General features: G+C 63.2%; 11 protein-coding genes. 7 read left to right on the top strand and 4 right to left on the bottom strand.

Annotated features, from left to right (window positions below; genetic code table 11):
• Nucleotides 1–139 precede the first annotated feature (139 nt).
• The 5 genes from glgC to P3T16_RS10005 all read left to right on the top strand — a co-directional run bounded on the left by glgC (nucleotide 140) and on the right by P3T16_RS10005 (nucleotide 6102).
• Nucleotides 140–1408: a glucose-1-phosphate adenylyltransferase gene (glgC, locus tag P3T16_RS10025; RefSeq protein WP_429342139.1), complete on the top strand. Its 1269-nt coding sequence runs from the start codon at nucleotides 140–142 to the stop codon at nucleotides 1406–1408.
• 48 nt (nucleotides 1409–1456) lie between these two features.
• Nucleotides 1457–2917, top strand: coding sequence for a glycogen synthase GlgA (glgA, locus tag P3T16_RS10020; protein WP_429342138.1), 1461 nt, complete (start codon nucleotides 1457–1459; stop codon nucleotides 2915–2917).
• A 245-nt stretch (nucleotides 2918–3162) separates the two neighbouring features.
• Complete coding sequence (gene pdxY, locus P3T16_RS10015; RefSeq protein ID WP_429342137.1) at nucleotides 3163–4044, top strand: pyridoxal kinase PdxY; 882 nt, start codon at nucleotides 3163–3165, stop codon at nucleotides 4042–4044.
• Nucleotides 4045–4194: 150 nt separating this feature from the next.
• A complete protein-coding gene (locus P3T16_RS10010) occupies nucleotides 4195–4656 on the top strand; it encodes a hypothetical protein (protein ID WP_429342136.1) in 462 nt (153 codons plus the stop codon).
• A gap of 294 nt (nucleotides 4657–4950) precedes the next feature.
• Nucleotides 4951–6102, top strand: a complete 1152-nt coding sequence (locus P3T16_RS10005; RefSeq protein WP_429257075.1) for a branched-chain amino acid ABC transporter substrate-binding protein — start codon at nucleotides 4951–4953, stop codon at nucleotides 6100–6102.
• A 60-nt stretch (nucleotides 6103–6162) separates the two neighbouring features.
• Here P3T16_RS10005 and P3T16_RS10000 read toward each other — a convergent pair whose 3' ends face one another.
• Both P3T16_RS10000 and P3T16_RS09995 read right to left on the bottom strand, forming a co-directional pair.
• Complete coding sequence (locus P3T16_RS10000; protein ID WP_429342135.1) at nucleotides 6163–8058, bottom strand: DUF3857 domain-containing transglutaminase family protein; 1896 nt, start codon at nucleotides 8056–8058, stop codon at nucleotides 6163–6165.
• A complete protein-coding gene (locus tag P3T16_RS09995) occupies nucleotides 8055–8948 on the bottom strand; it encodes a helix-turn-helix transcriptional regulator (protein WP_429342134.1) in 894 nt (297 codons plus the stop codon). The genes P3T16_RS10000 and P3T16_RS09995 overlap by 4 nt, the downstream gene beginning before the upstream one ends.
• Nucleotides 8949–9066: 118 nt before the next feature.
• Here P3T16_RS09995 and P3T16_RS09990 point away from each other — a divergent pair, with 118 nt between their 5' ends.
• The gene (locus P3T16_RS09990) at nucleotides 9067–9615 is read left to right on the top strand and encodes a hypothetical protein (RefSeq protein WP_429342133.1); all 549 of its coding nucleotides are present in this window, start codon (nucleotides 9067–9069) and stop codon (nucleotides 9613–9615) included.
• A gap of 4 nt (nucleotides 9616–9619) precedes the next feature.
• On the opposite strand, the gene P3T16_RS09985 is transcribed toward P3T16_RS09990, so the two are convergent.
• Nucleotides 9620–10885: an aminotransferase class I/II-fold pyridoxal phosphate-dependent enzyme gene (locus P3T16_RS09985; protein WP_429342279.1), complete on the bottom strand. Its 1266-nt coding sequence runs from the start codon at nucleotides 10883–10885 to the stop codon at nucleotides 9620–9622.
• 68 nt (nucleotides 10886–10953) lie between these two features.
• Here P3T16_RS09985 and P3T16_RS09980 point away from each other — a divergent pair, with 68 nt between their 5' ends.
• The gene (locus P3T16_RS09980) at nucleotides 10954–11805 is read left to right on the top strand and encodes a LysR substrate-binding domain-containing protein (protein ID WP_429342132.1); all 852 of its coding nucleotides are present in this window, start codon (nucleotides 10954–10956) and stop codon (nucleotides 11803–11805) included.
• 15 nt (nucleotides 11806–11820) lie between these two features.
• On the opposite strand, the gene P3T16_RS09975 is transcribed toward P3T16_RS09980, so the two are convergent.
• The gene (locus P3T16_RS09975; RefSeq protein WP_429257225.1) at nucleotides 11821–12489 is read right to left on the bottom strand and encodes a hypothetical protein; all 669 of its coding nucleotides are present in this window, start codon (nucleotides 12487–12489) and stop codon (nucleotides 11821–11823) included.
• Nucleotides 12490–12749 lie beyond the last annotated feature (260 nt).

The following is a 12749-nucleotide window of genomic DNA, read 5'->3' as shown; positions in this document are numbered from 1 at the left end:
CCAGCAGGCATGAAAGCGTCTCCCGCCTCCACACAATCCAGACTATGCGTGGGCGTCGATTCAATGCTAAAACTGTCAGGCGAAGTTGCGATAACAACAATGGCATTGCAACCGGGGAAACAATCATGGAGACGAAAACATGGAAACTCCGGCAAGCCTCAACGATCTGCAACGCTCCACGCTCGCCATTGTTCTGGCCGGCGGCCGCGGTACCCGCCTCGGGCCGCTCACGAACAAGCGCGTCAAACCGGCCGTTCACTTCGGCGGCAAATACCGGATCATCGATTTCGCGCTGTCGAACTGCCTGAATTCGGGCATTCGCCGCATCGCGGTCGTCACGCAGTACAAGGCGCATTCGCTGATACGGCACGTGCAGCGCGGCTGGGGTTTCCTGCGCGGCGAATTCAACGAATTCATCGACCTGTGGCCTGCGCAGCAGCGCGTCGAAGGCGCGCACTGGTATCGCGGCACGGCCGATGCGGTGTTCCAGAACCTCGACATCATCCGCTCGATCCGGCCGAAATACGTCGTCGTGCTCGCGGGCGATCACATCTACAAGATGGATTACACGCGCATGATCATGGACCACGCCGAAAACGGCGCGGACTGCACGGTCGGCTGCATCGAGGTGCCGCGCATGGAGGCGGTGGCGTTCGGTGTGATGCACGTCGATGAAAACCGGCGCGTGACCGGCTTTGTCGAAAAACCCGCCGATCCGCCCGCGATGCCTGGCCGCCCGGACGTCGCGCTCGCCAGCATGGGCATTTACGTGTTCAACGCGGATTACCTCTACACGCTGCTCGAGGAAAACATCACGAGCGCCGCGACCGATCACGATTTCGGCAAGGACATCCTGCCACGCGTCGTTACGCAGGGGCATGCGATCGCGCATCCTTTCAGCATGTCGTGCGTGTCGACGGGCAACGAGACGGAACCCTACTGGCGCGACGTCGGCACGATCGACGCGTACTGGGCGGCCAACCTCGATCTCGCCTCGACAATCCCGACGCTCGACCTGTACGACCCGAACTGGCCGATCTGGACGCACATGCAGCAGTTGCCGCCCGCCAAGTTCGTGCGCGACCTGAACGGGCTGCAGGGTTCCGGGACGAACCTGATCGTCTGCGGTGGCTGCGTGATCTCCGGATCGCAGATTTCGCGCTCAGTGCTGTCGTCGAACTGCGTCGTGAATTCGTTCTGTAACATCAATGAGGCAGTCTTGCTGCCACAGGTGACGATCGGACCGAGCTGCCGGCTGCGCAAGGTCGTGATCGACCGCGGCTGCACGATTCCGGAAGGCACCGTGATCGGCGAAGACCCGACGCAGGACGGCGAGCGCTTCTATCGTACCGAGAGCGGCGTTGTGCTCGTCACCCCGGAGGCGCTGCGACGACAGGCGGCACGCTAGACGCCACAAGCATGGCGCAAACCATCGTATCGACGAGGAGTCTCACTTATGACGACGCGCGTCCTGCACGTCGCGAGCGAGCTGTATCCGCTCCTGAAAACCGGTGGACTCGCCGACGTGGTCGGCGCCCTGCCGCCCGCGCTGATCGAACGTGGCGCCGATGTCAGGGCGCTGCTGCCGGGCTTTCCGCCGGTCGTGAGCGGCCTGACCGATCTGCGGCCTGTTGCGCAACTGGGCAGGCGGTTCGGCGCGGCCCACGTGACGCTCGAACTCGGCACGCTGCCGTCGACAGGCCTTCAGGTCTACATCATCCGCGCCGACGAGCTGTACACGCGTCACGGCAATCCGTATCTCGACGACGACCACGTGCCGTACGGCGACAACGCACAGCGTTTCGCGCTGCTCGGCTGGACGGCGGCACAGCTTGCGCAGCACGTCGATCCTTCGTGGGCGCCGCAGATCGTTCATGCGCATGACTGGCATGCGGGCCTCGCGCCTGCGTACCTGAAGGCAGCCGAACGCGAACGGGGCAAGCCTGTCGCGCGCACCATCTTCACCGTGCACAACCTCGCGTATCAAGGCATCTTTCCGGCGCAGCAGTTCGGGCAACTGGGCCTGCCGGCGGATTTCTTCAACATGCACGGCGTCGAGTTTTACGGCCAGCTGTCGTTCCTGAAGGCGGGCTTGTACTACGCCGACCGGATCACCACCGTCAGCCCCACGTACGCGCGCGAAATCCAGACGCTCGCACAAGGCGGCGGGCTCGATGCGCTGCTGCGAGAGCGTTCGCACGATCTGAGCGGCATTCTGAACGGCGTCGATTATTCGATATGGTGCCCCGCCAGCGACCCCGCCCTGCCCGCGCGCTACACGAGTTCGCGTCTCGCCGGCAAACGGGCGTGCAAGGAAGCGCTGCAAAAGCGCTTCGGCATCGCGGAAAAGAGCGATGCGCTGCTGTTCGGCGTCGTGAGCCGCCTGACGGAGCAGAAAGGTCTCGACCTGCTGCTCGCGGCGCTGCCTGAAATCATCAGGCGAGGCGGTCAGCTCGTCGTGCTCGGCACCGGCGACGCGGCGCTTGAAAACGGCCTGCTGCGCGTCGCACAGGCGCATCCGGATGCAGTCGCGGTCGAACGTGGTTTCGACGAGCCGCTCGCGCACCAGATCGTCGCGGGTAGCGACGTGATCGCGGTGCCGTCGCGCTTCGAGCCGTGCGGGCTCACGCAGCTTTACGCGCTCGCGTACGGTTCGTTGCCGCTCGTGCATTGCGTAGGCGGTCTGGCCGATACCGTGGTCGATGCGTCGCTCGAAAATCTCGCCGACGATCTCGCGACGGGCTTTGTGTTCATCCAGTTCGTGCCCGACGCGCTCTGCAGCGCGATCCGCCGTGCGTTCGCGCTATACGCGCGCCGCACCGACTGGAAAGCCACACAGCAACGCGCGATGCGCCAGGACTTCGGCTGGGGCGCTTCGGCGGAACAATACCTGGCGCTGTATCGCGGGCTCGTTTGAGGCCTTCGCTGCGCAACGGCTGCGCGCCGGGGCAGTCGCGAAAACGCCCCAACGTGATGGTTCGGCGCAACAACGCGGGGCCGGACCGGCTCCGCACGCGCCAAAACTCGGGTATTGTTCCTGAATGCGCTGCAGCACGCGTCAACGGTTTGCATCGTGACGCTGTGCGCCCAGCATTCAGGTCGCGCATCCCTTGTCCACGTTTCCACCAACGGCGCGCGTGGTCCGCGCCGGCGAAGCACATCATGAAAAACGTCCTGAGTATTCAGTCGCACGTCGTCTTCGGCCATGCGGGCAACAGCGCCGCAGAGTTCCCGATGCGCCGCCTCGGCGTCAACGTGTGGCCGCTCAATACGGTGCAGTTCTCCAATCACACGCAATACGGCCACTGGACCGGCAGCGCGATCGACGCCGCGCAGATGGAAGACCTTGTGGAAGGCATCGGCGCGATCGGCGTGCTGCCACGCTGCGATGCGGTGCTATCGGGCTATCTGGGCGCGCCTGACCAGGGCAAGGCTGTCGTTGAAATCGTCCGCGCCGTGAAAGCCGCGAATCCAAACGCGTGGTACTTCTGCGATCCGGTGATGGGTTCAGCGCCGGGCGGTGCGGCGGGCGGCTGCAAGGTCGAACCGGGCATCCAGGAGTTTCTGGTGCGCACCATGCCGGAAGTCGCCGACGGCATGGCGCCCAATCACGTCGAATTGCAGCGGCTTGCCGGACGCGAAATCGAAACGGTCGAGGAAGCCGTCATCGCCTGCCGCGAAATAATCCGGCGTGGCCCGAAAATCATTCTTGTGAAGCACCTGCTCGACCGCAACACGCCTGCCGACCGCTTTAACATGCTCGTCGTGACTGAGCGCGAAGCGTGGATGGGACAGCGTCCGCTGTATCCGTTCGCGCGCCAGCCGGTCGGTGTCGGCGATCTGACGAGCGCGGTGTTCGTCGCGCGCACGCTGCTCGGCGATCCGGTGCGCTCGGCGTTCGAACATACGGTTGCAGCGGTCAATGCGGTCGTCAAGGCGACGTGGGAAGCGCATCGCTATGAACTCGAACTGGTCGCCGCGCAGGATGAAATTGCACATCCGCGTGACTGGTTCGATGCGTGGGTCGTGAACGATGCAGATTGAGCCCGCGCTGAACCGCACCGCGATGTGCATCCGGGTCCGTGCGGATGCACGGCCGCGCAACGTCCTATAATTCGTGCCCGGGGCGTTCGCCCCTATCCAGCGTATCGATCGTATCAAACGCACCACCCGCAACAAGGCAAAGAGGCACCGATGGACGGACACATCCGCAGCGAGCGGGAAGAGTATTTCGAGCAGTTGTGCATCAGCGTCGACGCTGACGAAGCCCACGAACAGGAAGCGATCGAGTACTTCGAGAACCAGTTCGACGAAGCCGATTTCGATCCCGCGCAATGGCTCGACATTGCGCTCTACTATTCCCCCGCTGTATCAAGCGGCATCATCGATCTCGTCACCGCCGACGACAAGGCGCGCAGCAATATCGCCGAAATCATCGCGGACAATCTCGACATCTCCTACGGCGAAGACGAATGCCAGCAATTCGCCGAGACGATCCAGTTCGCGATCGCGAACGGCGTGCCGGTCGATCTTGACGTGGTCCTCGACGGTTGCATGCGCGCAATCGACGATCTCGACACGTGGGCCGGGGAAGACGTCAAGGAACCGCTCATCCGCCTGCGCGAAGAACTGCTTCGCCTGCAAGGCGAGCATTGATATGCCGGCCGGCGCACGCGCGCCGGCTTCCGGCTGCCGGGGCCGCCGCCCCCGCCTGCGACTGCCAGACCTCTTGTCCCTGAGGTCATACCCTGGTCTCGCGCCTTCGCGGTCTGTGCTGAAATGCGCAGTCAAAGCGCCGCGAACTGCCAAGACGGGCTCAAATTGGCTTTCTATATTCGCGCCAGCTTGATCACTTCGATAAGGGTGGCCGCGACCCGCTTCTTCCGTTGCGTTCGCGCTGCCCGTACCGTCGGATTTCGTCCCTGAACCTTGTCGATGGAAGGAGAGAACATGAGTCTTCGCAAGACGATGCAACCCTTCGCCGTGCTGGTCGGCGCAGCACTGACGATCGCACCGCTGTCCAGCTTTGCGGACGATCTGCCGGTCAAGGTCGGCTTTGCCGCGCCCTTGACGGGCGTTAACGCCGGCTATGGGAAAGACCTGCAGAACGGCGTACGGCTCGCGATCGACGAGGCGAATACGCAGAAGATCAAGATCGGCGACAAGGTCGCGCATTTCGATCTCGTTTCCGAGGACGACCAGGCCGACCCGCGCATCGGCGTGCAGGCCGCGCAGAAGCTCGTGGACCAGGGCGTATCGGTGGTCGTCGGCCATTTCAACTCCGGCACGACGATCCCCGCTTCGCAGATCTATGAGCAGGCCGGCATTCCCGTGATCGACCCGGCCGCGACCAACCCGACCATCACGGGCCGCGGTTTCGCCAATACCTTCATGGTGATTTCCACCGATGCGCAGAACGCCGGCAACGCAGGCGTCTATGCAGTCGAAGTCACGAAGGCAAAGCGCATCGCGATCATCGACGACCGCACCGCGTTCGGTCAGGGCGAAGCGGACGAGTTCGAAAAAGCCGTGAAGGCAAAGGGTGGCACGATCGTTACGCGTGAATACACCGATAACAAGGCCGTGGATTTCAGCACGCAACTCACGAAAATCAAGTCGACGAACGCAGACCTGATTTTCTTCGGCGGTCTCGATACGCAGGCAGCGGGGCTTGCGAAGAAGATGAAGCAACTGGGCATGACGGCGCAGCTGGTTGGCGGCGGCGGGGTCCAGGATCCCGAGTTCGTCAAGCTCGCCGGCGATGCGGCCGAAGGCGTGATGGCCTGGGAATATGGCAGACCGCTGTCACAACTGCCGGGCGGCAAGGACTTTTCGCAGAAGTTCAAGACGCGCTTCGGCGTCGATATCCTGTCGTACTCGCCGTTCGGTTATGACGCGGCGTGGGCGGCGATCAAGGCCATGCAGACAGCAAAATCGACGACGCCTGACGTATACCGCCCGGCGCTGAAGGGCATCAGCTTCGAAGGCATCACGGGACCGATCGCGTTCGATAGCACCGGCGCGCTCAAGAACGCTTCTTCGACGCTGTATCAGGTCAAGAGCGGTACGTGGGTGCCGATTGTGACCAAGAGCGGGATTTAAGTCAGGCCTCATGGTTCTCACGCTGTCTCGCGTTTTCTGCGAGACAGCGTGAACCGCATCTCATCCGCCCGTTGCCTTCACAATGACCTGTGAAAACGCGTCGCGTTCGATCCTGATCAGCGCAGCACGCGCCGCAGCAAACTCTTCCGGCGAACACATCTGATGTAGAAATGCGGCGTGCAGTTGCCGCGTGATCTGCAACGTCCGTGAGACTGGATCGTATACATAGTGCGAGGCGTAATCGAACGATGCGTCGTGCACCGCCGTGTCACGCGGGATGTCGGTCACGCGCACGCTGGCGGGCAGCGTGATCTGCGCCGTCTCGTCGAAGTCTCCGCCGATACATACATACGGTTGCGTGCGCACTGGTTCCGCGAGCCATGCGAGCACCTGCGTCGCGATGCCGCCAGAGAGGCTCGTCAGTGCCGGCAGCGCGGTGGTTCCATCTGGCCATGCGAAATGCTCGACGGTGCCCTGAATCGTGCTCGTGTACGGTCCTTGCGTCGCGCTGAGATCGCCCGTGCGCACCTGCGCCGTGCCATGCAGACCGGTCTGACGCAAGCGCTCGGCGGCGATCTGTTGTGCCCGCGCGCGCGTCGAGCGGCGGAACATATTCCGCTCGGGTTCCGCCGTCGAGCCGGAATCTTCGACACGATATGTGTACGCCGCGTTTCCGTCTGTGCCGACGTCGAACTGCAGCCGCGCGCTGCGCGCGCGAGGCTGCACGGCCGGCGTGCGCGATAGCACGCCCTCGTTCACCAGCAGCACCGGTCGATCCATTACGCCCGGCGGCAGATAGCCAAAGGCGGTTCCGCCCGCCGAGGCGTCAGCGTAGAGTGCAAGGTCGGGCATCCAGAGAATGGCGTGATTGATCGCGCTGGCGCCGTATCCTGGCACCGACGGCAATGTGTAGATCGGCCCGAGATTCAGCAGTACCGCCTCACTTCGGATGCCGACCGCAGCGAGCAACGCGCCATACAGCGCAACATAATCCTTGCAGTCGCCGTAGCGGTTGCGCAGGATGTCGGTCGCGCGGTGCGGCACAGCCGCTGTTTCGCCCAGAAAGAGCGCGACGTAGCGCACATTGAAACGCATCCAGTCGTAAAGCAGTTGCGCTTTCGTGCGCGGGTCATCGGTCTGCGCGGTGAGCGAGCGCGCAAGCTCCACGATTGCAGGATCGTTCACGGTGGGGTCTAGCGCGGGCGAACGATAACGCTCTGCAAACGCAGCGTAATCCTGCGTTGTGGAAATCATCAGCCGGTCGCCCCACGTCACATAGCCCACTGCCCCACTCTCGGTCGGCACATACGGACCGTGACGATATTCGAACGTGTAGCGGGTGCGGCCGTTTTCCGTCACCGGGTCGAGCGCAACGTAGCCGCGCGCGTCCGCATGAAGCGGCACGTCGGACGGCAGATCGAAGATCAGCTGCTGGAACTCGACAGGTTCACGCGTCGGCTCCACAAAATACGAAAAAGTCCCTGCCTGAAGGGGTTTCGTGCGCTTTTTGCCAAACACGAGATGCACGCGCACGCCCGGTTCGACGCCCGGAAAAATGACGGTTCGCAATACGCCGTCCTGGAACGTCGGTGCGCCAGCCGAGCGCGGTTCCTGCACATCGCGAATGCCTTCCGGTCCTACCGGACGCGCTACGCCGTCGCGCCCGATCGTCTCCGCTGTCAGCAACTGGATCTGCTCGATGTCCCTGTTGAACCACACGTAACGCTGCGCGATATCGTCGACGCCGCTCGTCGTATTGGCACGCAGGATCGAGTCGTCGCGTTCCTCGACTGAGCCGTCCTTCTGCACGATAAACAGATGAACGTCACTTTCGAGCGTCGAAGGTGGAATGTCCTCGACGTTCGCGGAGTCTTCCGCGTGCGCGGCAGAAAGCGCACAGCAAAAGATCAGACAAGCTGCGACTGCCCGCCTCGGCAACGCGCCACGGCTGCTCATACGCGTTGCACGCCGGCTCGATACGCGCGCGGATTCGCGCCGAACTCCGTGCGAAAAGCGTGGTTAAAATTCGACACGTCGTTGAAGCCGCAATCGAGCGCGATGTCGACGATCTTCGCTGCACCGTCAGCAAGACGCAGCGCCGCCGCACGAAGACGTGCACGCAGCACGTACTGATGCGGTGTGACGCCGGTCACGCGCCGGAACGTACGAAGAAAGTGGAATTCGCTCATGTTCGCCGCGCGGGCAAGTTCGCCCAGCGTGTGCGGGGCGTGGGGCTCGCTGTCGATCATCCGCACGATCTGCGCGACACGCGACCATGCCGCTGCGGATGGCTGCGCCGCGTTTCGCCTGCTTTCTGTCAGGACATTCAGGGTCCTGGCCGCAAGCTCAACGACGAATTCATCCCACGGCGTTGGCATTGCTCCGCCCGCACCCGCGCATGCCCGGGCGACCAGCGGCGAAAGCGCGCGCAGCGGCGGCACGCGTACACGGCGGAATGCGCGTTCGCTGCGGCGCACACCTGCGTCGGCCGCGAGCCGCTCAAAATAAGCCGGGGCATAACTGACCGACAGGCATCGGTCGCCCGCGCCATGCCGATGGCCGCATTCGAAGCATTCGCCTGCATTGCCGAGCAGCAGCGAACCGGGCGTCAACAACTCGCGGCCAGCATCCGCGCGATAACCGAACGATCCGGCGACGACCATCGCGATACACACGCCCTCATGCCGCTCTTCGAATGGGCGGTCCTGCGGGCCGAATGTGCACAGCATGTCGCGGATTTCCCAGCCATCGCCGGTCGCCAGCGTGCGTGGGACCGTCTGGCCGGGCACGCCTTCTAGCGCGCGCTGCATCAGCGCCTCTTCCAGTTCTACGGCAATTTTCCCCAAGATTTCACCTCGTCCCGGTCGGTATTCTTGTTTTATCACATCGGCAGCAAACGCGGTTTTGCTGCGCGTGACCCGATCGACACCCGATCGACGTTAGGGATGGAATACCGGAGAACGAATGATGAACGTTACCGAAGCGCACCTGAAACAGGGCTTTTCCCCGGCACTGGTTGCCGATGGCCGCGCAGCAGAAATCACCGGATCCGATGACGCCTACGGCTGGCTGGTCGGGAGCTGGGAACTGGACGTGCTCCACTATCGCGTCGACATGAGCGCACGGCGGATGACGGGCGAAGTGCATTTCGCCTGGGTACTCGAAGGCCGTGCGGTGCAGGATGTCTGGATCATGCCGCGACGCAGCCAGCGCATACCGGCACCCGGCGCCGACAACAACATGTACGGCACGACCCTGCGCATCTGGGATGCTGCGCTGCGTGCGTGGCGTGTCACGTATTTCAATCCTGTCACCGGCCAGCGCAACGAACTGACTGGCCGGCGCGTGGGTCGCGATATCGTCCAGATCGGCACGCATGCGGACGGCACGCCGATCCGCTGGAATTTCACCGATATCACGGACGATTCGTTCCGCTGGACCGGCGTCGCGCTGGAACCGGATGGTGTGACGTGGCGGCTCGAGGCGGCGTTTCTCGGCCGCCGTACGCGCTGATCGTTCAGCGACGGGTTTCCTCGATCGCGCGCAACAACGAGAGTGCGATGCCCCGCGCCGCCTGCCGCACTTCATCGAGCGATGGAAATGACGGCGCGATGCGCAGGTGCCGATCATCCGGATCGACGCCGTATGGGTAGGCCGCGCCTGCCGGCGTGAGCACAAGGCCGGCATCGGCCGCGAGCTCGACGGTACGCTTCGCGAGGCCACGCGGTACGTACAGGCTGATGAAGTAGCCACCTTCGGGCCCATTCCACGACACCTCCGGCACGTTCCCAAGCAGTTCGCCGAAGAGGGTTGCGACCGCATCGAACTTCGGCTTCAGCAATGCGCGGTGCCGCTCCATCAAACGCGCGAGCCCGGCACGGTCACGCAGAAAACGCACATGACGCAACTGATTCAGCTTGTCCGGCCCGATCGTACGCACGGAGACGTGCTTCTGCCACCACGCGATATTCCGCTGCGATGACGCGAGAAATGCAACTGAAGCGCCCGCGAGCGTCACCTTCGACAGCGACGCGAACACCAGCGCGCGATCCGGATGACCGGCATGCGAGCAGGCCTCGATCAGGTTCGGCGTCACGTGATGTGTGTCGGTCAGATGATGGAAGCGGTACGCGTCGTCCCACATCACACGAAAATCCGCTGCTGCCGCGTGCATCGAGGCAAGGCGCTGCGTGACTTCCGCCGACCAGAGCGTGCCCGTCGGGTTGCTATAAAGCGGCACGCACCAGATGCCCTTGATCGACGCATCGTCACGCACCTGTGCTTCGACGAAATCCATATCGGGGCCGTCGTCGTTGAACGGCACGGTAATCATGCGAATGCCGAGCGCCTCGCAGATCGCGAAGTGGCGGTCATAACCTGGTGCCGGGCAAAGAAATGAAACACCGTTCTGTTTGCACCACGCGTCTCCATCCGGCATGCCATGCAACATCGCGAAGGCCAGCGCATCGTGCATCAGTTCGAGACTGGAGTTGCCGCCCGCGACGACCTGCGCAGCCGGCACGTCCAGCAGTTCCGCGCCGAACTCGCGCGCCTCGGGCAAGCCCAGACCGTGTCCGTAGTTACGGCAATCGATGCCGTCACGCGATAAAAATCCCACCGTGCCCGCTTCATCGAGCAATGCGCGCGACAGATCCAGTTGCTCAGGCGCTGGTTTGCCGCGCGACATGTCGAGGCGCATTCCCAGTTTTTTGAAGTCGTCGTAAGTCATCGGCATGACGTCGGTCTCCGGCCGCGCAGCGGCACGTGGTTGAAGTGTCGCCAGTATGCCGACCACCCTGCGTTCAGACAAACGCGTTATATTGAACGTTTCGATCAGATTTTCTGATACCGATGAAAGCACTCGATCTCGATGTTCTCTCGATGGTAGTCGCGATCGCCGACGCCGGCAGCTTCGTGCGCGGTGCGGCGCTCGTGCATCGCTCGCAGTCGGCCTTGAGCATGCAGATCCGTTCGCTTGAAGAAGCGCTTGGCAAGCCGCTCTTCGTACGTGGCCCACGTAACGTCACGCCGACGCAGGACGGCCTCGTGCTGATCGCGTACGCGCGTCAGATGCTCGCATTGCGCGACGAAGCGTGGGCTTCAATGGTTCATCCCGAGGTGAAGGGCCGCGTATCGATCGGCGTGCCGGATGACTATGCTGCGTCGCTGCTGCCTGCGGTGCTGCGGAAATTTTCGGCTACGTATCCGAAGGTCGAGATTCAGGTGATGGGTCTGCCGAGCAGCGCGCTCGCGCCACTGGTACGCGACAACAAGATCGATCTTGCGTGCATGACGCGTGTGAAAGGCCTGAACGGCGATTTCATCCGCTTCGAGCCGATGGTGTGGGCAGGCGCCGCGAGTGGACGCGAGATCTGGAAGGAACGGCCGTTGCCGATTGCGGTATTTGGTGTGGGCAGCGTGGCGCGCGCCAATGCGATCCACGCATTGCAGCGCGCGAAAATCGCCTATCGCACGTCGTATGAAAGTCCGAGTCTGATGGGGCTTTTCAGCATGGTCGAAGCCGGCCTTGCGGTCGCACCGCTTGCGCGCTGCGCGGTGCCGCAGCATCTCGTGCAGCTAGGGCGACTGCACGGCTTGCCGAAGCTGCCCGACCTCGAAATCGTGCTGGCGCGCAGCGCACGTTCGAACAGACCGCCCTGCGACTTTCTCGCTGGGCAGATCCTGACTGAACTGCACAGGTAGCACCCAGCCCGGCGTTTATTCACCCCCTTCGCCCAGCAGCGCCAGCAATTCCTGCAGTTTTTCGACATGCCGCAGCAACAGATGCCGATGCTTCTCGATCTGTTCGAGCCGCCCTGCGAGATCGGCATGCACGTGGCCATCGATATCGGTCGCGGCCAGTACGTCTTCCACTTTCGCGCGGACAGCGGCCAGTTCAATGGGCGGATGGCTCAGGTAACGCTCGAAACGCCGTACGTCCTGCATCGCCAGATCACGCACCTTGCGAAAATGCGCCTGGCGACGATGCACTTCCGCGTCGAGCGCTTCCTCTTCGACGCGTTTCGAAGGCGCCGGTTGCCCGAAGATCGGTTCGGGTGGACGCAGCACCGACTTCTTGCGTACCGGATGCGCGGTGCCGCGAAAGCGCGCGAGCGGCGATTCGTTGTCGATCGCCGAGCGCGCGCCGGCAGGAATATCGCCTGCCGCGTGCGGCGAATCCATCCAGCCGGATGGCAGGCCAGTCACGGCTTCGACACCGCGCACGAATTCCTCGCTGAATTCGCGCTGGCCGGCCAGCATCAGTTTCAGATAGCTCGCGGAAAAGGTCATCATCCGCGCGAGACGCGACGCTGCGCCCACTTCGCGGGTCAACAGAACCAGGTTGGCCCGCCAGACCGTGAGCTGAGCTTCGTCAGAATCTTCCATCGCCGGGTCATCCATCTTTTCTCCCCCGATGTCGTCGTCACGCCACCGCGCGGCCAGTGCCGCGCGCGTCATCTTCCTGAAGGGTAGTCGCTTCGCCGTGCTGCGCGCAACCCGCGTGCGGGCGGGCGTTGCACTTATGCATTGCATCCCGACCCGGGACGCATGACGTTTTGTGTTGACCCACGCGATGGGACGGCGTTCCTTGCGCGTGAAAATGAAGCCTCGAGGAACCGCGCGAACGCGCACGAGGCCTGACAGCG

Source organism: Paraburkholderia sp. GAS42 (genome assembly GCF_050436565.1).
Taxonomy (GTDB): Bacteria; Pseudomonadota; Gammaproteobacteria; order Burkholderiales; family Burkholderiaceae; genus Paraburkholderia.
The sequence above is the reverse complement of the archived record's forward strand: the minus strand, read 5'-3'. Positions and strand labels throughout refer to the sequence as shown.